The organism is Enemella evansiae (assembly GCF_004362375.1).
Classification (GTDB): Bacteria; Actinomycetota; Actinomycetes; order Propionibacteriales; family Propionibacteriaceae; genus Enemella; species Enemella evansiae.
Window position 1 is genome coordinate 428,842 of sequence record NZ_SNXA01000010.1, and the last position, 19,718, is coordinate 448,559.

Consider the following 19,718-nt stretch of genomic DNA (forward strand, 5'->3'; position numbering starts at 1 on the left):
ACACCCGCCACTGCTTTACCCGAACCCTTCCCGCACCCCCCGACTGAACGACCCCGCAGGAGAGATTTTCGTGCTCGACAAGGAATTGCTGGAACAGCTCAAGGGCTACCTGGAGCGCATCACCGAACCGATCGTGCTGGCCAGCTCGCTCGACGACCGCCCGAAGTCGGCGGAGATGAAGACGATGCTCGACGAGATCGCCGCGGTCTCCGACCTGGTCACCCATGAGCAGCGCGACGACGACCAGCGCCGCCCCAGTTTCGCGATCGAGCGGCCGGGAACCGACATCTCGGTGCGCTTCGCCGGACTGCCGCTCGGCCACGAGTTCACCTCGCTGGTGCTGGCGATGCTGCAGGTCGGCGGCGTACCGGTGAAGGCCGACGAGCCGCTGATCGAAGCGGTCAAGGCGATTCCGGGCGAACTGGAGTTCGTCACCTACATGTCGCTCAGCTGCCAGAACTGCCCGACGGTGGTCCAGGCGCTGAACGCGATGGCGGTGCTGAACCCGAACATCAAGCACACCGCCGTCGAGGGTTCGCTGTTCCAGAACGAGGTCGAGGAGCGCCGCATCCTGGCCGTCCCGACGGTGTTCCTGAACGGTGAGGAGTGGGGCTCGGGCCGGATGGACATCGGTGACTTCGTCGCCAAGCTGTCCACCGCCGGTGTCTCCACCGAATCCTTCAACGCAAAGGATCCCTACGAGGTGCTGGTCCTCGGCGGCGGCCCCGCCGGTGCCGCGGCCGCCATCTACGCCGCCCGCAAGGGCATCCGTACCGGGCTGGCCGCACCGAACGTCGGCGGGCAGGTGTTGGACACCATGGCGATCGAGAACTTCGTCTCGGTGCCCTACACCGAGGGCCCGAAGTTCGCCGCGGGGCTGGAACAGCACCTGGCGGCGTACGACCTCGACCTGATGAAGAACGTCACCGCCACCTCCCTGGAGCCGGGTGCCGAGGGTGAACTGCACACCGTGCACTTCGAGGGTGGCGGTTCGCTGAAGGCCCGCACCGTGATCCTGGCGACCGGCGCCCGCTGGCGGACCCTCGGCGTACCCGGTGAGCAGGACTACCGCAACAAGGGTGTCTCCTTCTGCCCGCACTGCGACGGCCCGCTGTTCAAGGACAAGCCGATCGCCGTGGTCGGCGGTGGCAACTCCGGTGTCGAGGCCGCCATCGACCTGGCCGGGGTCACCGAGAAGGTCACCGTGATCGAGTTCCTGGACGACCTGAAGGCCGACGAGGTGCTGTTGGACAAGCTGCACAGCCTGCCCAACACCGCGGTCCTCACCGGCGCCCGGACCACCGAGGTGCACGGCGACGGTGGACAGCTCACCCGGATCTCGTATGAGGACAGGGAGTCTGGCGAGCAGCGCACCCTGGACGTCAACGGTGTGTTCGTGCAGATCGGGCTGCTGCCCAACACCGAATGGCTGGTGGACAGTGGTGTTGAGCTGTCCGAGCGCGGGGAATTGGTGATCGACGAGCGTGGCCGGACCAATGTGCCCGGCATCTACGGTGCCGGTGACTGCACCGTGGTGCCGTTCAAGCAGATCGTGGTCGCCGAGGGGACCGGTGCCACCGCGGCCCTGTCCGCCTTCGACCATCTGATCCGCACCGCGGCCCCGGAGCCGCGGGAGAGCGTCAGCGTCTGATCCGGCGGCGCTCGGCGACCGCATCGGCGGTCGCCTGCAGCGCCTGCTGGGTGGCGTCGAAGCGGCGCTGGGCGAGCGCGACGAACAGACAGTCGACGATCGTCAGCTGCGCCAGCCGGGAGGCGGTCGCACCGGCGCGGAAGGTGGTCTCGCGGGCCGCGGTGAGCAGGTTGTGCTGGGCGACCTCGGTGACGGGGGAGCGCGGCACATTGGTCACCGCGACCGTGGTCGCCCCGCGCCGGGCCGCCAGCGCCAGGCAGTCGACGGTGTCGACGGTGGAACCGCTGTGGGTGAAGGCGATCGCGACGTCCCCGGGTTCCAGCAGGGCCGCCGAGGTGAGCCCCAGATGGGAATCGGTGAAGGCCATCGCGAGCACGCCGATCCGGTGCAGCTTCTGCAGCAGGTCACCGGCCACCACCCCGGAGGCGCCGACACCGTAGAGGTCGATCCGCCGCGCACTGTTCATCGCGGTGACCACCGCCTCCACCACCGGAACAGACACGGTGGCGACGGTGTCCTTGACCGCCTGCACGTCGGCGGCGGCGATCTTGCGCATCACCGACGCGAGATCGTCGCCGGCGGCGATGTCACCCTCCGGCTCGGGCCGGTCGAACTCGCGGACCGCCACCTCCGAGGCGAGTGCCTGCCGCAGCTCCCGATAGCCCGAATAGCCCAGCTCGTGGGCCAGCCGGACCACCGTGGACTGCGAGGTGCCGGCGGCCGTCGCCAACTCGGAGATGGTCCGCGCGGCCGCCGCCGGCGGATCGGCGAGGATCTGCTCGGCCACCTCGCGCAGCGCGGGGTGCAGCGACGGCAACCGGGCCCGCATCCCGACGGTGACCAGCGGCCCGTTCATGGCCGCTTCCCCCGATCCCGCAACCGCGACACCGCGGTCCGGATCCCGGTCGGGTCACCGGCCCGGTCCGCCGCTGGGGGCAGCTCGTCCAGCACCGCGGCCGCCGCCTGGACCGAGCAGCCCGAGCGCAGCGCGGTGAGCGCCAACCGGACGTCGCCATCGGCTGCCGCGAGCGCCTCGGCACAGCGTTCCACCGGCTCCCCGCTGCCCTGGACCAGCATCCGCAGGGAGCGGGCCCGCAGCTTCTCGTTGGTCGGCAGCATGTCGATCATCAGATTCGAGAAGACCTTGCCGAGTCGCACCATCGCGGCCGTGGACAGCGTGTTCAGCACCAGCTTCTGCGCGGTCGCCGCCTTCATCCGGGTCGACCCGGTGATCACCTCGGGTCCGGTGTCCACCAGGATCGCCACCTCGGCGTACGCCGCCAGCGGCGCCTTCGGGTTGGCGGCGATCAGCACCGTCGACAGCCCGCGGTCCCGGGCCGCGGCGAGCGCGCCGCGCACATAGGGGGTGCGTCCGCTGGCCGCCAGCCCGATCACCACATCATCGGCGCCGGCCTCGGCGACCGCCCGCGCGCCCGCCTCGGCATCGTCCTCGGCGCCTTCGACGGCCTGCATCATCGCCCCCGGCCCACCGGCCAGATGCGGGACGAAGCGGTCCTCGCCGACGCTGTAGGTCGGCAGCAGTTCGACCGCATCGAGCACCCCCATCCGACCGGAGGTGCCCGAACCGATGTAGTGCACCCGGCCGCCGGTGGACAGTGCGGCCACCACCAGGTCGACCGCCTCGGTGATCGCCGGTGCCACCGCCTGCACCGCGGCAGCCACCCCCGCGTCCCCGGCCAGGATGGTCTGCACCACGGCCTGGCTGTCCCGGGTGTCCAGATCGATCGAATCGGGGTTGACCTGTTCGGTGCTCCAGTCGAGCGGGGTGGTGGCGGTCATGACCGGATTCCTTTCATCGGTGACCCAGCAGGGCCTCGACGGCGGCCCGGGCGTTCGGGCGGGCGGCGCCATGGCTGCAGATCAGGCGTACCTCGGCGGGTGCGGCCGCGGCGACACCGGTGTGCAGCACCACCGGATCCGGATGGCGCTCCCGCAACGCGGCCAGCGCCCGGGCCTCGGCCGGGTCGGCGCCGGCGGTCAGCACCAGCAGCGGCGCGTCCGGCTCGACCCGTTCCGGCCCGCCGTCCAGGCGTACTCCGGGCCAGACCTGGCGCAGTGCCTCGGCGAGCGGCCCGGCGGTGTTCCCGGCGGCCAGATTGTGCCGCCGACGCAGATCGATCACGACCGGGTCGGCGGCCTGACCGGGATCGCGGCAGAGCACCGGATCACCGCGGCGCCACAGCGCCTGCCGGGCGATCTGCAGCCCGAGTTCGTCGAGTTCGGCGGTGATCGCGCGGACCGCCATCGGTGAGTACGCCGCAGCGGGCCGGTGCAGCGTCCGGTTGCGGGCGGCCGAGGTGGCCAGCGCCGCCGCCGAGAGCCGCCCCTCGGTCAGCGCCTGCTCGATGGCCTGCTCGGCCTCGATCAGCGCGGCCTCCGGTTCCCGGTTCTGCGGGGCGTCCAGGCAGACCAGATCGGCCCCGGCCTGCAACGCCCGGACACACGCCTCACCCAGCGGCCAGCGGTCGCTGATCGCGGCCATCCCGAGCGCATCGGTGATGATCGGCCCGCTGAATCCGGCCGCGCGCAGCCGTTCGGTGGACCAGGCCGACACCGACGCGGGCTCGGGGCCGAGCGCCGGTACCACGACATGGGCGGTCATCACCGAATCCATTCCGGTGGCGGCGAACGGTGCCTCGTCGCGGCGGGCCAGCAGTTCGGCGGGGACATCGACGACGGCCGCACCGACGTGGCTGTCGCTGCGGGTGTCGCCATGCCCCGGGTAGTGCTTGCCGCAACTCGCCACCCCGGCCGCGGCCAGGCCCTCGGCGTACGCCCGTCCGTGCCGGATGACCAGCTCGGGATCCGCGCCGAAGCTGCGCACCCCGATCACCGGATTGTCCGGTTCGCTGGCCACATCGAGGACCGGGGCCAGATCGAGATCGATGCCGGCCTGGCCGAGCAGCCCGCCGAGCAACTGGGCGGCGCGGCGGGTCAGATCGGGGTCGTCGAGGGCGCCGAGCGCGGCCGCCCCGGGTAGGCTCGAACCGGTGTCGGCCTGCAGCCGGGTGACATCGCCGCCCTCCTCGTCGACGCCGATCACCAGGTCGGCCCGCTCGGCGCGGAGCGCGTCGGTGAGCGCGCGGGTGGTGGCGACATCGGGGGTGTTCTCGGCGAACAGCAGCACTCCGGCCAGTCCGGCGCGGATCCGGGTCCGCAGCCATTCGGGCACGGTCGTGCCGGACACTCCGGGCAGCAGAACGCCGAGCGCGGCACTCAAGGGCCCACCTCCCTGTGGATCCGGTGCAGTGGAACAAACTTCTGCAGATTCGGCAGTTAAGAGAAGTTAACACTATTTGCTCGTTCGGGTTGTGATGGAATCGTCCGGAAGCCGAACGAGAGGGTGGCGGGCGTGGCGGTACTGCTTGGTGTGGACCTGGGAGGCAGCTCGATCCGGGCGGTGCTGACCGACGAGAACGGCCGGCTGCTCGGGCAGGGTCGCTCCGCCGGCGGCAATCTGCGCAGCTCGGTCGGTGACCCGGCCGGCAATCTGAAGCTGGCCACCCGGGGTGCGCTGCTCGGCGCCGGGCTGACCGGCGCGGAGGTGACCGCGGTCGCCGTCGGCGCCGCCGGGGCCGCCGAGGCGCGCGGTTTCGAGGTGGCCCAGCTGCTCGCCCGCGGCCTGCACCAGGCCGGTGTCAGCAGGTCGCCGATCGTGGTGCCGGACACCGAGATCGCCTATCGCGCGGTGGCCGAGACCGGGGACGGGGTGCTGCTGCTCGCCGGGACGGGGGCGATCGCGGTCCGGCATCGCCGCTGGGTGACCGCGGTACGCCGGGACGGGCTCGGCTGGCTGCTCGGTGACCTGGGCTCGGGTGCCTGGCTGGGGCTGGCCGCGCTGCGGGCGGTCGCCGCCGACCTGGACGCCCGCGGCCCGCGGACCGCACTCACTCCGGCGCTGCTGGCCCGGTTGGATGTGACGACCGAGAGCGCGAGCGATCCGCGGCAGGGGTTGATCCGCGCCGTCGACGAGCTGCGGCCGGCCCAGTTCGCCGCGCTCACCCCGCTGCTGGCGGACCATGCCGACGACCCGGTCGTCAGCGCACTGTTCGACCAGGCGGCGGGGCTGCTCTGGGAGACCGTCGAGGCGCTCGGCCTCACCGCCGATGACGAGCTCGTGCTCGCCGGCGGGCTGCTGGCCGGTGGCCCGGTACGCGAGCGGGTCGAGACCCGGCGTCCCGGCGTACGCCATGCCGCGCACCCGGTCGTCGGCGCCTGCGCGCTGGCCGCCGCCGCGGCCGATCTCACCCTGGACCGGGAAGCGCTGACCGCCGCCCTGCGCTGATCCTCCCCCGTTGGATTTGCATCTTCTCAGGATCTGACGTTCTATGGATGGTCGCAATTTCAACCATCCTCCGGAAGGAATCCGTGAGCAGCACTCAGCACGAGATCGAGCAGTCGGCCCCCGAAACCGGCTCCAAGCGCCCGCTCTGGCCGGTCTTCGGACCCGCCGCCGGCATCATCGCGCTCGTCGTGATCGCCGCCGTGATCGGTGGCGGTGGGTTCTCCGATGCCCTGAAGACGATCAATACCGCGGTGACCGCCAGCATCGGCTGGTACTACGTGCTGATCGTCACCGGATTCGTCCTCTTCGCCGTGGTGGTCGCGGCCTCCCCGCTCGGCCGGATCCGGCTCGGCGCCGATGACGACGAACCCGAATACGGCACCCTCAGCTGGATCTCGATGCTGTTCGCCGCCGGCATGGGCATCGGCCTGGTCTTCTGGGGTGCGGCCGAGCCGCTGAACCACCTGGCCAACCCCCGTCCCGATGTCGCCGAAGCCGGCGCGCCGGCGATCGCGCAGCGGGCGATGACGCAGACCCTGCTGCACTGGGGCGTACACGCCTGGGCCATCTATGCCGTCGTCGGTCTCGGGGTGGCGTACGCCGTGCACCGCCGCCGCCGGCCGATCTCGATCCGCTGGGCGCTGGAACCCCTGCTGGGCAAGCGAATCGTGCAGGGCCCGGTCGGTCACGCGATCGACGTCGCCGCCATCGTCGGCACCCTGTTCGGTGTGGCCAGCTCGCTCGGCCTCGGGGTCACCCAGATGTCTGCCGGTCTGCAGCATCTGGGCATCCTGCCGGACAACGAGATGGTCCAGCTGGTGCTGGTCGTCGGCATCACCGCCATCGCCACCTTCTCGGTCCTCTCCGGACTGGACAAGGGCATCAAGTGGCTCTCCAACTTCAACATGGTGCTCGCCGCGCTGCTGGTGCTGGCGGTGCTCGCGCTCGGCCCGACGCTGTTCGTGCTGCGTGAGTTCGTGCAGTCCATCGGTTCGTACGCCCAGCAGTTCGTCGGGCTGAGCTTCTCCACGCTGCCCTACTACGGCGCCTCCGGTGAGGAGTGGCTGGGTTCCTGGACCACCTACTACTGGGGTTGGTGGATGGCCTGGGCGCCGTTCGTCGGCGTCTTCATCGCCCGGATCTCCAAGGGGCGCACGGTTCGCGAGTTCGTGGTCGGCGTCCTGGTGGTACCGACCCTGCTCACCACCGCCTGGTTCTCCATCGTCGGCGGCACCGCGCTCTATCAGCAGGTCACCAACGGTGGGCTGATCACCGACGGCTCGGTGTCCACCAATGAGGCGCTGTTCTCGGTGCTGGACCGGCTGCCCGGCGGTGCCCTGCTCGGTGGTGTCGCGGTGCTGCTGGTGCTGGTCTTCTTCGTCACCAGCTCCGACTCCGGGTCCTTCGTGGTCGACATGATCAGCCACGGCGGCAACCAGCACCCGCCGGTCTGGTCGCGGGTCTTCTGGGCCACCATGGAGGGCCTGATCGCGGCGGTGCTGCTCTGGGCCGGTTATCGCGCGGGCAGCGCCAGCGGTGGGCTGAATTCCCTGCAGACGATGGCGATCATCGCCGCTGCGCCGTTCTCGGTGGTGATGATCCTGATCTGCATCAGCCTGTGGAAGGCGCTGTCGCGCGATGTCCGCCGGGTGCGCGCGGTCGAGTCGCGGATCTTCCGCCGCGAGGTCACCCTCGAGGTCGCCGAGGCGCTGGAGTCGGATTCCCCCGCGGGTTCGCACGCGGCCCGGAACGGGAAGCCGGATCAGCAGTCGCCGCGTCCCGCTCCGCCAGGCGGATCACTGCGCTGAGCGAGCGGGGCCCCGGCCCCTGCGCGCCGAGCTCGTCGTTGCGGTTGTTCATCGGGCAGTTCGGCTGACTCAGGCAACCGCAGCCGATGCACCCGGTGAGGCCGTCGCGCAGTTCGATGAGCGCCTCGATGCGCAGCTCCAGCGAGTCGTGCCAGGCCTCCGACAGTCGCTGCCATTCCGCGCGGCTCACCGGGCGGTCGTGCGGGATGGATTCCAGCGAGGCGGCGATCTCGGTCAACGACATGCCGACCGCCTGGGCCGCCCGGATCACCGCCAGCCGGCGGAGCACGTGGCGGGGATAGACGCGTCGATTGCCCGGGGTGCGATGCGCCTTGATCAGGCCGCGTTCCTCATAGAACCGCAGCGCCGAAGCGCTCACCCCCGAGCGTCGGGTCACCTGGCTCATCGTCAGCTCGCTCATCGTCGGGTCCTCCCGATCGGGTCTTGACTTCAAGTTAACTCTAACTTGAAGAGTGGGGGCTGACGACCCCCGCCCGGGGGTCACCGACGGAAGGCTCGATGATGACCCTCACCCTGATCACCGGAGCGACCGCCGGACTCGGTCGCGCGCTCGCGATGGCGCTCGACGAGGCCGGTCACCGACTGATCCTCACCGGCCGCGATCCGGAGCGGCTGCGGACGCTGCGGTTGGCGCTGCCCGACGCCCTGCTGGTACCCGGCGATGTCACCGATCCCGCGCACCGGCTGGCATTGGTTGAGGCGGTCGGCGACCGGCCGCTCGATGTGCTGGTGCACAACGCCAGCGACCTCGGCCCGAGCCCGATGGTGCCGCTCGCCGACCTGACGCCGGATCGCTTCCGGGTGATCCTGGAGGCGAATGTGGTGGCCCCGCTGGCGCTCACCGGGAGTCTGCTGCCGGCGCTGCGGCGGGCAGTGGCCCCGAGCCTGGTGACGATCTCCTCCGATGCGGCGGTCGAGCACTACGAGACCTGGGGCGGGTACGCCGCCAGCAAGGCGGCGCTGGATCGGCTCGCGGGCACCTGGGCGGTGGAGGAGCCGCGGCTGCGGGCGTACGCCGTCGACCCGGGGGACATGCGGACCGCGATGCACCAGGCCGCGTTCCCGGGGGAGGACATCTCGGACCGCCCACTGCCGGAGGAGGTCGCCGTGCCGGGAATCCGTGCCCTGTTGGGATCCCGGCCGGCGAGCGGTCGGTACCGGGCGGCCGAGCTGGCTGGTTCCGCGCGGACGGAGGGGGTCGCATGAGCCGGCTCGCGCTGCGGCCCAGCACGACGTTCGGCGGGCGTACGCCCGGGTTCGCGGACCGGCCGATCGAGGCCGATGCCAGGTCGCGGGATGCGGTCCGGCTGCTGGTGGCAGCCGGGCCGTTCATCCGGCATCGCCGATTCGGCGACCTGGTTGACGAATTGCGGCCCGGTGACGTGCTGGTGGTGAACACTTCGGCCACCGTCAATGGCGAGGTCGACGCGAGCTGGCGCGGGATGCCGATCGTGCTGCACGCCACCGAGGGGCCGTTCGGTGACTGGGTGGTCGAGCTGCGCAGTGCGCCCGATGCGGGGCGCTCGATCCTCGATGCGGCACCGGGGGATCACGTGGCGATCACCGAGGGTCCCGGTCTGCGGTTGCTCGCACCTCATCCCCACCGGTCGTCGCCGACGGGGGAGGGGAATCGGCTCTGGCGCGCCGAGGCCGAGGGTGGTCTGCGGACGCTGCTGGATGCGGTGGGCCGGCCGATCGCCTACGGCTACCTGGCCGGTCGCTGGCCGCTGGCGGCGTACCAGACGGTCTTCGGTCAGGTGCCCGGCAGTGCCGAGATGGCCAGCGCCGGGCGGCCGTTCACCGATGCGCTGGTGCAGGCGCTGCTGCGCCGTGGCGTGCTGATCGCGCCCGTACTGCTGCATACCGGTTTCTCCTCCCAGGAAGCCGGCGAGGGGCCGCAGCCGGAGCGCTTCGAGGTCGGCCCGGCGACCGCCCGGACCCTCAACCTGGCACGCCGCAGCGGCGGCCGGGTGGTCGCGGTCGGCACCACCGCCACCCGTGCCGTCGAATCCGCGGTCGTCGGTGGCCGCGTGGTGGCGAGCCGGGGCTGGACCGATCGGGTGGTCACCCCCGCGGAGCCGCCCCAGATCGTCAACGGCCTGATCACCGGCTGGCACGATGCCGGTGCCTCCCACCTGCTGCTGGTCGAGGCCATCGCCGGCGCCGAGAAGACCCAGCGCGCCTACGACGCCGCGCTGGCCGAGGGGTACGCCTGGCACGAGTTCGGCAATTCCTGCCTGATCCTGTGAGGGTTGATTCCCGTTGATGGTGGTTGGCTGGAGCGGGACCGCCCATGCCGTGGACGGATTCAGGGCCGGTCGCGGCCGATCAACTGCCATCCGTTCCGGCCGCGTCCGAGAACAAAGAGATCGCAGCCGGGTATGTCGTCGCCGTCGACCGGCAGATCCGGATGGCCGGCGGCGATGCTGCCCAGGACCGAGATGATGGCTCCCCCGTGGCTGATCGCGACGACCGTCGCTCCCCTGGCCCGTGCCGAGATGGCGTCCAGAACGGTGAACATTCGTCGTGCCACCGCATGTCCGTCCTCCCCGCCCGGAATGCCGGCCGAGAGATCTCCGCGGAGCCATTGCTGCTGCAGTGGCTCGAACAGGGCGGGGTTGTAGGGGCGGCCACGCTCGTCACCCACGTCGTACTCCTGCAGCCCGACCTTCACCTCGACGGGAAGGGCCAGGGCGCTCGCAGCGATCTCGGCCGTCTGCACGGCACGCGAGAGCTCTGAGGAGACGATTCGGACCGGCTGAAAGGACGCCAGCCTGCGGCCCAGGCGTCGTGCCTGGTCTCGTCCCGTGGGGGTGAGGCTGCCACCGCTGTCGCCGCTTCCGTCGGTTTCGTACGCGGCCTCGCCATGGCGGACGAGGATCACTCGCGTCCGGATCGATGCGTCGTCGCCCATGCCCAAGGACGCTAGTCGGACCTACTCGCTCCGGGAATACCCGGGCCATTCCCGGAGTTGAGTCTATGTGGCTCAAGTTGGGTGGACCGACGGCCGAGTTTTCGGCATAGTTGAGTCTGCAAGGCTCAACTCGAGCCCCTCACACTTTTGAACTTCTCACCAGCAGAGGACGTATGGACACGAGCAAACTGACCACGATGAGCCGGGATGCGATCTCGGCGGCGGTGCGCACGGCGCTGACCGAGGGCAACCCGCAGGCCGAGCCGGAGCACCTGCTGCTCGCACTGTTGAGCATCCCCGGAAACACCTGCGCCGCACTGCTGAGTCAGGTCGGTGCCGATCCCAAGGTCGTCGAGCAGGCGGCCCAGAACGCCATCTCCAAGCTGCCGTCGAGCCAGGGTTCGACGGTCTCCAACCCGACCATGTCGGGCGCTCTCGCGCGCGTACACGCCGAGGCGGAGAATCTGGCCCAGAAGCTCGGCGATCAGTATGTGGCGACCGAGCATCTGCTGATCGCGCTCGCCAAGGTGAAGTCGAACGCGCAGGCGATTCTGGATCAGGTCGGCGCCACCCCGGAGAAGCTGACCAAGGCCTTCAACGAGGCCCGCGGTGACAAGCGGGTCACCTCCCCCGAGGCCGAGGGCACCAACGGTGCGCTCGACCAGTATTCGATCGACCTCACCGAGTCGGCGCGTTCCGGCAAGCTCGACCCGGTGATCGGCCGCGACTCGGAGATCCGTCGGGTGGTCCAGGTGCTGAGCCGGCGGACCAAGAACAACCCGGTGCTGATCGGTGAGCCGGGCGTCGGAAAGACTGCTGTGGTTGAAGGTCTGGCCCAGCGCATCGTCGCCGGTGACGTGCCGGATTCGTTGAAGGGCCGCAAGCTGGTCTCCCTCGATCTCGGTGCGATGATCGCCGGCGCGAAGTACCGCGGTGAGTTCGAGGAGCGCCTCAAGGCGGTGCTGAACGAGATCAAGGAGGCCGAGGGCCAGGTCATCACCTTCATCGACGAGCTGCACACCGTGATCGGTGCCGGCAAGGCCGAGGGGTCGATGGACGCCGGCAACATGCTGAAGCCGATGCTGGCCCGCGGCGAGCTGCGGATGATCGGCGCCACCACGCTCGATGAATACCGCGAGAACATCGAGAAGGACCCGGCCTTCGAGCGCCGGTTCCAGCAGGTCTACGTCGGTGAGCCGAGTGTCGAGGACACGATCGCGATCCTGCGTGGGCTGCGGGAGCGTTACGAGGCGCACCACAAGGTCGCGATCACCGACGGTGCGCTGGTTGCCGCGGCCTCGCTGTCGAACCGCTACATCACCTCGCGGCAGCTGCCGGACAAGGCGATCGACCTGGTCGACGAGGCCGCCTCGCGGCTGCGGATGGAGATCGACTCCTCCCCCGAGGAGATCGACCAGCTGCGCCGCAATGTGGACCGGATGACGATGCAGCAGTTGGCGCTGGCCAAGGAGGACGATCCGGCGTCGAAGGAACGCCTCGCTCGTCTGGAGGAGGAGCTCGCCAACGCCAAGGAGGAGTTGCGCGGTCTGGAGGCCCGCTGGGAGGCGGAGAAGTCGGGCCTGAACAAGGTCGGTGAGCTGAAGCAGCAGATCGACGAGCTGCGCAGTGAGGCCGAGCGGGCGCAGCGCGAGGGTGATCTGACCCGTGCCTCGGAGCTGCTCTACGGCCAGATTCCCAACCTGGAAAAGCAATTGGCGAAGGCCGATGCCGAGGAGGCCGAGGCCAAGCCGATGGTGTCCGAAGAGGTCAGCGCCGCCGACATCGCCGAGGTGGTGTCCGCCTGGACCGGCGTACCGGTGGGGCGGATGCTGCAGGGTGAGTCGGAGAAGCTGCTGTCGATGGAGAACCATCTGGCGCAGCGGCTGATCGGCCAGAAGGCTGCCGTGCAAGCGGTTGCGGACGCGGTACGCCGTTCGCGGGCGGGGATCTCGGACCCGAACCGGCCCACCGGTTCGTTCCTCTTCCTCGGCCCGACCGGTGTCGGCAAGACCGAGCTGGCCAAGTCGCTGGCGGAGTTCCTCTTCGACGACGAGCAGGCCATGGTCCGTATCGACATGAGCGAGTATTCCGAGAAGCACTCGGTGTCCCGGCTCGTCGGTGCCCCTCCGGGTTACGTCGGTTACGAGCAGGGCGGTCAGCTCACCGAGGCCGTGCGGCGGCGCCCCTACACCGTGGTGCTGCTCGATGAGGTGGAGAAGGCCAATCCCGAGGTCTTCGACATCCTGTTGCAGGTGCTGGACGACGGTCGACTGACCGACGGCCAGGGGCGTACGGTCGATTTCCGGAACACCATCCTGATCCTGACCTCGAACCTGGGCTCGCAGTTCCTGGCCGATCCGAAGCTGGATCCGCAGACCAAGAACGATGCGGTGATGGAGGTCGTGCGGAAGTCATTCAAGCCGGAATTCCTCAACAGGCTTGACGAAGTGGTGATGTTCGACCCGCTGGGCATCGAGGATCTGACCAGCATCGTCGACATCAACCTGCAGCGCCTGAACGAGCGGATGGCCGATCGCCGGATCAAGGTCGACGTCTCCGATGCGGGCAAGGAGTGGTTGGCGATGACCGGTTTCGACCCGGTCTATGGTGCCCGCCCGCTGCGCCGGCTGGTGCAGAACACCATCGAGGATGCCCTTGCCCGCAAGGTGCTCTCCGGTGAGGTGCTCGAAGGCGACACGGTGAAGTTCGACCGCTCCGACGACGAGGACGGCCTCGTCGTGGTCGGCGAACCCAAGGCCGTCACCGCCTGACGCCTCACGCTCCTCGAGTAGGCCGCTTGCGGCCGTGTCGAGAGGAGCCCGATCACAAGCCCTCCGGGCCGCCACCGCCAAGGTGGCGGCCCGGAGTGCCACGGACTGTTCCCGGCGTACGCCGATCCGCAACCGTCCGCGCTGGACGCCGCCGCGCGGGCTCGTCGTCACGACCTCACCGGGCAGGGGTGGCAGGTGAGCATCTGGACCGTACCGGTCGCCGCGTGGTTGACCGGTGACGCGTGGCAGGCCGAGCTGCGCCGGATGCTCGGTTCCATCGTGGAGCAGGGTGCCGAGGTGGCCTGGCTGGCGAGCGAGGGGGCCCCGTACGCCGACCCACCGTGGTTGTTCGATCCGGCCGAGATGAGCGGTGGCGTCTACGGCTTCCTGACCGCTGACGGTCGCTACTCCTGCCCGCTCGATCCGGGGCAGCCGTGGGCGGTGGTGTCCGACGACGAGCTGGAAGTGGTACGCCGGGCCGCGCCACTCTCGCGGTCCTAGGCGGGTGAGCGCAACAACGAGAAGGGCCTGCTGTCTTTCGCTCTCAGCCATTGCCAGTTGCGTCATCTGGATAATAGCATTAACTTAAAAGTGATAGGGAGTAACCAAGGAGTTGAAACGAAATGCGAGATGTCCGATATGTCAGCCGCGGTGACACCGGTTGGATCGCCTCCGAGCTCCAGGGTCCCGACTCTGGTCCACTGGTGGTCCTGTCACCGGGCCTGGGGGACACCCGCGCGACGTATCGATTTCTGGTCCCTCTTCTTGTCGACGCGGGATATCGGGTGGCAACGGTTGATCTTCGCGGTCACGGCGAGTCGAGCACGGGGTGGGCGTCCTACAGCCGCAGCGACACGGCGGACGACCTGGCAGCGGTCATCGAGTCTCTGGACGAACCCGCCGTCCTGGTCGGGCAGTCCTTCTCCGGCGGATCGGCGACGATCGCGGCGGCAACCCGCCCCGACCTGGTCCGGGCGATCATCGAGATCGGACCGTTCACTCGCCCACCGTCCTTCAGCCTGGGGGCGCTGATCCGCAACGATCACGCCTACCGCAAGGGTGCGTTGCTCCTCGCGCGATTCGCCATCTCCGGAAGTGTGCGAACGTGGGCGAAGTACCTGGATGTCGCCTATCCCGGGGTGAAGCCAGCTGACTGGGACGAGTGGCTCCCGGCTCTTCTGGACAACCTGCGAGAGCCGGGCCGAATGGTTGCGGCACGCGCGATGCTGCAGTCGCGGCCGACGGACGCGGCGGAGTCCTTGGCCGAGGTCCGCTGTCCTGCGTTGATCATCATGGGTACCGACGACTCCGACTTCGCTGATCCTCCCGCAGAAGCCGCCGGCATCGTGGAGGCCATGCCGCCCGGCGTCGGGCGGATCGCGATGATCGATGGAGCCGGGCACTACCCGCACGCCCAGTACCCCGAACAGACCGCCGATGCGGCGATCGCTTTCCTGCAGAATGCCCTGCATGCCTAGAGCCGGACTCACCACTGCTGCCGTTGTCGAAGCCGGTTGCTCACTGGCCGACGAAGTCGGCCTCGACAGTCTCAGTATGGCCTCGCTGGCCGAACGCCTCGGTGTGCGAACACCCGCGCTGTACAAGCACATTGACAGGTTGGGAGGCCTGCGCCACGCGATTGCCGTGCGCGGGATGAACCAGATGGCCGAGCTGCTGGAGGAAGCAATACAAGGCTCCTCCCGTAAGGACGCAGTTCGGGCGATTCTCGCCAGTACGCGCACCTACCTTCGGTCGCATCCGGGCATGTATGCGGCCACCTTGCGCGAGGAGCTGGGAGACCAGAGTGATCCGTTGTTGGCCGCCTCCACCCGAGTGGTGACGTGCCTGCGTGCCGCCCTGGCCGGTTACGACATCGCCGAAGCCGACCTCGACCACGCAGTGCGGACCGTGCGGTGCACCGTCCACGGATTTGCTCAGCTCGAAGCCGAGAACGCATTCCACTGGGATGCGAACGTTGCGGACAGCGTCGAGTACCTGACCGACTTCATCGACCGCGGCTTGGGCGGCGGAGGCCATCCGCCCCACGATGAGAAGCGACCAATCGATCGGAGGTCTTGATGCACAAACTCTTGGTCCTGTATCCCGAACCCGTCGATCCCGAGCAGTTCCGCGCGTACTACGTGAATAACCACTTACCCCTGGTCAGACAGATGCCCGGGTTGCTCGCATGCCGCTACAGCTTCGACGTGGCATCAACCGTGGGCGAAACGCCCTACTTCGCTGTGTTCGAGGCGGACTTCGCAGACGAGGCAGCGATGATCGAGTCGAGACAGTCCGCCGTAGGCAGGCAGGTCGCTGCCGACGTTGCCAACTACGCCACCGGAGGGGCGGTCGTCGTTCACTACTCGGCGCAGAGCGCCATGCGCTGACCGCCCTCAGGTATGGCACGGCCAGGACAGGTTGACTGAGGTCAGCGGTTCGGAACAAACTCACTCGACCCGGGTGTTCCTCCTCCATGACCAGTGATGTCGAGACGACACCAGCACCCGCGGCCGCGTCCGGTTCGATCGGCGACAAGGCGATGGGCTTCCTCGCCTTCGTGGATCACACCGGGATCGCGCGCAGCGGGACGCGTTCCCAGGGCCTGGACGACGGCATCGACCTCTTCCAGCGCGCCGAGGGGATGGGGCTCGATGCCGGCTACGTGCGGCACCGGCACCTGCAGGCGTACCTCTCCGCACCCCTGCCCTTCCTGGCCGCTGTCGGCATGCGGACCAGTGCGCTGCGGCTCGGTACCGCGCTGATCCCGCTGCGGTTCGAGAACGCCGGCCGGCTCGCCGAGGACATCGCCACGACCGATCTGCTCACCGGTGGGCGGCTGCACATCGGCATGGGGTCGGGGTACGCCAAGCAGGACGCGGTGAACGTGCGCGCCTTCGGTGCGGTGGGTGATGTCCGGGAGAAGGTCGATGCGACGCTCGGGGATGTGATCTCATTCCTCGACGGTGAGGTCGTCTCGGTGGCCGATGAGTTCTTCGAGACCGAGGACGAGGGCACCGAGCTGGTGGTGCGTCCGCAGGCGCCGACGGTACGCTCCCGGCTCGCCTATGGTGCGGGTTCGGTGACGAGCGCCGAGATGGCCGGCCGGCTCGGGATCGGACTGCAGGTCTCCACCCTGGCGCCGACCGACGGTACGGGGCGCTCCTTCGAGGAACTGCAGCTCGAGGTGATCGACGCCTATCGGGCCGCGAGCCGGGAGGCCGGGCACGGGGACGGGCATGTGTCGGCGAGCCGGCAGGTGCTGCCGGTGACCGATCAGGGCGACCTGGTCGACTTCCAGTATCTGATCGATCGGGACCGCACCCGTCAGGAGGCGATGCTCCGCGAGGGCGGCGCCCCGCTGGGCGGCCGTCGCGCGATGTTCGGCCGCGTCGTCGCTGATGCTCCCGAGGTCGTCGCGGAGTTCCTTGCCGGCGATGTGGCGCTGCAGGCCGCCGACGAGGTCATCCTCGCGCTGCCCTTCGGCCACCCGTACGAGGTGGTACGCAAGATCACCACCACGTTCGGCGAGCGCGTGGTACCGCTGCTGCGAGGGGTGCGCTGACCGAGAGGTCCCACAAGCTCACGCGATGATTTGATCGCTCGGTCGTGTCATGACTCAAGACGGATGTGATCCAAGCGGCGAATCGCCTTCTGACGCGAACCAGCGCGATTTCGGCGTGTCACTTCCATCACACACAGGTCTTGCGTACTCCGCGACGTGTGGCCGATAATGGCTTTAGGCCCTCAGGAGAGGGCTAGGGTTGCCCAACAACATGTCGGTGGGGTCGAATCCACCTCTTGTCCATCCTCGGGTGGATGTGTTCGCGCTTGCGCGAGCGCCTAATTTACCTGTTGGGGAATCGGGCCTCGAAGGTTCGCCTTCGAGGCCATTTTCATACGAGGAGTGTTGGATGTGGGGGAACCTGCAGCAAGAAATCGAACGATCTTGCCGAATTCGAATCTTGAAGCATGAACGTGCGCGTGAGAAAGTTCTCGCTGCATGGAAGCGCGCTGATCGCCGGACGGTTCGCCGTCTTCCGAAGCCATCGGTGCAACCCGCAACGCCTTGGAACCTGGGCCCAGGGTTCGATCCAAGAGTAGTTCTCAGACGGGCCGAATCGTTAGCCCGCGGAATCTCTCGATCGCTGCGAACAGGCACTTATCGGCCCAATCTCCCCGGAAGATTTGAGGTGCCCAAGGATGACGAGGGCGTGCGAGAAATTTCATGCTTTGAGATAGCTGACGAAGTAGTTTCCCGCCTCCTTTTTACGCGACTCTTAATCAAGAATCAGATGATTCTTGGTCCACGATCTTACGCTTACCAGCCAACCAAGAATGCATACGATGCGATCACATATATCGCCTCAGAATGGCGCGGCATGCCACGGCTGTACGTTGCTGACTACGATTTTTCAAGCTACTTTGACCGGATAGAGCATGACTTTCTGCTTCAGACTTTCCGATCGTACCGTCTGCACGTAACCCGGCGAGAGCGGGAGGTGGTCCAGCAATTCTTGGCTGCCGCCGGGTCGTCGCACGGAATAGCACAAGGCACCGCGTCGAGTTTGTTCTTAGCGAATGTGGCGATGCTTCCTCTTGATAGAGCCCTTGAACGGCTTGCGGTAGGGGCAGTCCGATACGCCGATGACGTCTTGGTGTGGTCGCGCGATTATGCCGGAGTTGCAAGAGCTGCTGAGTCGCTGATGGAATGGTCCGACGCTTCCGGCGTCCCGATTAATCATAAAAAGAGTCAAGGCGTTCACCTGGTCGTCTCAAACCTCCAAGGCAGATCTGAGATGCCTCAGACCACATCGGTCGACTTCCTCGGACACGAGTTGCGGCTCTCGACCGTTCGGATTCGTGAGAGAGCGCTGAAGCAGATCAAGGATCGCGTGATCGACTTAATCTATCAGAATCTTCTGAAAGAGCCCCAGGCTGGCACACAAGATCTTGCTCGTCTAACGAGGGGTGTCGATCGCGACTATGTAACCCTTGTTTCTCAACTCAGGCGCTATCTCTACGGGTCCTTGAGTGAGGGTCAGATCGCCCGCCTCCTAAAATCTTCAACTCTGCCCGTGATTAGATTTACGGGAGTGGTCGCACGGTTTGCGGCCGTCGACGATAGCGCTCAGTTCAGAGATCTTGATCAGTGGATTCGTCTCCAGGTCTGGCTCGCTCTGCGGAAGCGCAGGCGTCTACTGACGCCGCACCTTCAGGGCGCGGCTTTGCCAAGGGTCTGGGGGTTCCAACCCGGAGAACTGGTTCAGTACAGGTTCGTGAGTAGTGCAGGAACAACCGTTGGCGCTGGCCTGCCGAGCCTTGAAAGAATGCATGAACTAGTGCGGAGGACGGTAGCACTCCACGGGTCGAGTCCGGTCGCTACTGCTGTGAGTCTCTATTAGGATCGACCAAGCCCCCTAGTTGACGACTTTGGGTTGGTTGATGCAGCGTGGCTCGACTTATGACAGATTCTAGGTCGTCGGAAAAGAATTGTGCAGTACCGCGTGCTACGACGATCGCTGGCGAATTAGATACTTTCGCCGGAAAGTTCGGTGACGGAGTCACAATCAGACGGTCATCTACTCGATACATCGAATAGTTGAGTGCGTGTTTCAGCTTGAACACCTTGACGGACCCATTATTTTGGGGTGAAATATCAGAGAACTCTTCGATGGCCGATTGAACCTTCTTTGTGAGATCGTCGGCGTTCATGCCGATCCGAGTAGCGATGCTTCGCATCAGGCTGACGTCATCTGGATCAGGAACGACTATTCGGATCACCGCGCCCTTTGACGCTGCGGCACGAAGGGCAGGCATGTGGCGCCTTCTCCACTGGGCCGCATAGACGCTACAGAAATCGATACTGGTCGCATTCTTGAGATCTGGCCATAGCCGGTCCTCGAGGTAATGCTTCGACCAGTCAAGCAGACCGAGTTCTCGTGCTGCAGAATTCTGGTCGACGATCGTCTTTAGCTCGTCAAGGAGCTCACGACGACCTTTGACGTCCCAATATATTGATATGACACCGGTGGCGATGAGAACGCCTCCGACTTGTGAGAGAGTGGTTGCCGCCCAGTCTGGAAGCTTGAGTAGTGGCGGAGCCGCGATGGTTACTATCCCCACAATGATAACTACTAGAGATGCGATAATCGCGCCTCTGGTCGTTACTCGTCTGGTCAGTTGTTTATGGTTCATGGCGTATCCCGGGGTGTGCTGGCCTAGCTCGGGGAGTCACACAGTCATG

At 67.4% G+C, this 19,718-nt stretch carries 17 protein-coding genes and 1 pseudogene; 12 read left to right on the plus strand and 6 right to left on the minus strand.

All coding sequences use genetic code 11. The features are described from left to right. Positions 1-70: 70 nt before the first annotated feature. Positions 71-1,651, plus strand: a complete 1,581-nt coding sequence (gene ahpF, locus C8D81_RS13395) for an alkyl hydroperoxide reductase subunit F (protein ID WP_094425819.1) — start codon at positions 71-73, stop codon at positions 1,649-1,651. Here ahpF and C8D81_RS13400 read toward each other — a convergent pair. Genes C8D81_RS13400 through C8D81_RS13410 form a run of 3 tightly spaced genes read right to left on the minus strand, consistent with a single transcriptional unit; the run spans position 1,641 to position 4,892 of the window. Beyond that, the gene (locus C8D81_RS13400; RefSeq protein WP_094356576.1) at positions 1,641-2,507 is read right to left on the minus strand and encodes a MurR/RpiR family transcriptional regulator; all 867 of its coding nucleotides are present in this window, start codon (positions 2,505-2,507) and stop codon (positions 1,641-1,643) included. The two genes, ahpF and C8D81_RS13400, sit on opposite strands and share 11 nt — an antisense overlap. Beyond that, positions 2,504-3,451, minus strand: coding sequence for an N-acetylmuramic acid 6-phosphate etherase (locus tag C8D81_RS13405; protein ID WP_094425817.1), 948 nt, complete (start codon positions 3,449-3,451; stop codon positions 2,504-2,506). The genes C8D81_RS13400 and C8D81_RS13405 overlap by 4 nt, the downstream gene beginning before the upstream one ends. A 13-nt stretch (positions 3,452-3,464) precedes the next feature. Continuing rightward, positions 3,465-4,892, minus strand: a complete 1,428-nt coding sequence (locus C8D81_RS13410; RefSeq protein WP_094425815.1) for a glycoside hydrolase family 3 N-terminal domain-containing protein — start codon at positions 4,890-4,892, stop codon at positions 3,465-3,467. 132 nt (positions 4,893-5,024) lie between these two features. Here C8D81_RS13410 and C8D81_RS13415 point away from each other — a divergent pair, with 132 nt between their 5' ends. Further along, positions 5,025-5,957: an N-acetylglucosamine kinase gene (locus C8D81_RS13415; RefSeq protein WP_166646813.1), complete on the plus strand. Its 933-nt coding sequence runs from the start codon at positions 5,025-5,027 to the stop codon at positions 5,955-5,957. A gap of 83 nt (positions 5,958-6,040) precedes the next feature. Further along, positions 6,041-7,765: a BCCT family transporter gene (locus C8D81_RS13420; protein WP_229237959.1), complete on the plus strand. Its 1,725-nt coding sequence runs from the start codon at positions 6,041-6,043 to the stop codon at positions 7,763-7,765. A 55-nt stretch (positions 7,766-7,820) separates the two neighbouring features. Here C8D81_RS13420 and soxR read toward each other — a convergent pair. Then, positions 7,821-8,186, minus strand: a pseudogene (soxR, locus tag C8D81_RS21640) (redox-sensitive transcriptional activator SoxR); the annotation flags it as partial. Between the two features lie 101 nt (positions 8,187-8,287). Here soxR and C8D81_RS13430 point away from each other — a divergent pair. After that, positions 8,288-8,992: an SDR family NAD(P)-dependent oxidoreductase gene (locus C8D81_RS13430; RefSeq protein ID WP_098477515.1), complete on the plus strand. Its 705-nt coding sequence runs from the start codon at positions 8,288-8,290 to the stop codon at positions 8,990-8,992. Next, positions 8,989-10,035: an S-adenosylmethionine:tRNA ribosyltransferase-isomerase gene (locus C8D81_RS13435; RefSeq protein WP_133626221.1), complete on the plus strand. Its 1,047-nt coding sequence runs from the start codon at positions 8,989-8,991 to the stop codon at positions 10,033-10,035. The genes C8D81_RS13430 and C8D81_RS13435 overlap by 4 nt, the downstream gene beginning before the upstream one ends. 59 nt (positions 10,036-10,094) lie before the next feature. Here the strand turns inward: C8D81_RS13435 and C8D81_RS13440 are convergent, their stop codons facing one another. Beyond that, complete coding sequence (locus C8D81_RS13440) at positions 10,095-10,700, minus strand: histidine phosphatase family protein (protein WP_094356569.1); 606 nt, start codon at positions 10,698-10,700, stop codon at positions 10,095-10,097. 173 nt (positions 10,701-10,873) lie between these two features. Between C8D81_RS13440 and clpB the strand changes: the two genes are divergently transcribed. From clpB to C8D81_RS21965, 7 genes are all read left to right on the plus strand, one after another. Then, complete coding sequence (gene clpB / locus C8D81_RS13445; RefSeq protein ID WP_094430555.1) at positions 10,874-13,471, plus strand: ATP-dependent chaperone ClpB; 2,598 nt, start codon at positions 10,874-10,876, stop codon at positions 13,469-13,471. Positions 13,472-13,666: 195 nt separating this feature from the next. After that, on the plus strand, positions 13,667-13,972 hold the full coding sequence (locus C8D81_RS13450) for a hypothetical protein (protein ID WP_094356567.1): 306 nt from the start codon (positions 13,667-13,669) through the stop codon (positions 13,970-13,972). 203 nt (positions 13,973-14,175) lie between these two features. Continuing rightward, positions 14,176-14,949: an alpha/beta fold hydrolase gene (locus tag C8D81_RS13455; protein ID WP_208109280.1), complete on the plus strand. Its 774-nt coding sequence runs from the start codon at positions 14,176-14,178 to the stop codon at positions 14,947-14,949. Further along, positions 14,942-15,550, plus strand: a complete 609-nt coding sequence (locus tag C8D81_RS13460) for a TetR/AcrR family transcriptional regulator (protein WP_166646814.1) — start codon at positions 14,942-14,944, stop codon at positions 15,548-15,550. Before C8D81_RS13455 ends, C8D81_RS13460 begins: the two co-directional genes overlap by 8 nt. Next, positions 15,550-15,861, plus strand: coding sequence for an EthD family reductase (locus C8D81_RS13465; RefSeq protein ID WP_094356564.1), 312 nt, complete (start codon positions 15,550-15,552; stop codon positions 15,859-15,861). Before C8D81_RS13460 ends, C8D81_RS13465 begins: the two co-directional genes overlap by 1 nt. Before the next feature lie 86 nt (positions 15,862-15,947). Further along, entirely contained in the window at positions 15,948-17,036 is a 1,089-nt protein-coding gene (locus C8D81_RS13470) for an LLM class flavin-dependent oxidoreductase (RefSeq protein ID WP_133626222.1), read from the plus strand. Between the two features lie 349 nt (positions 17,037-17,385). Further along, on the plus strand, positions 17,386-18,876 hold the full coding sequence (locus C8D81_RS21965; protein WP_407644075.1) for a reverse transcriptase domain-containing protein: 1,491 nt from the start codon (positions 17,386-17,388) through the stop codon (positions 18,874-18,876). Here C8D81_RS21965 and C8D81_RS13480 read toward each other — a convergent pair. Beyond that, a complete protein-coding gene (locus C8D81_RS13480) occupies positions 18,854-19,669 on the minus strand; it encodes a hypothetical protein (protein ID WP_133626224.1) in 816 nt (271 codons plus the stop codon). The genes C8D81_RS21965 and C8D81_RS13480 overlap by 23 nt on opposite strands. Positions 19,670-19,718 lie beyond the last annotated feature (49 nt).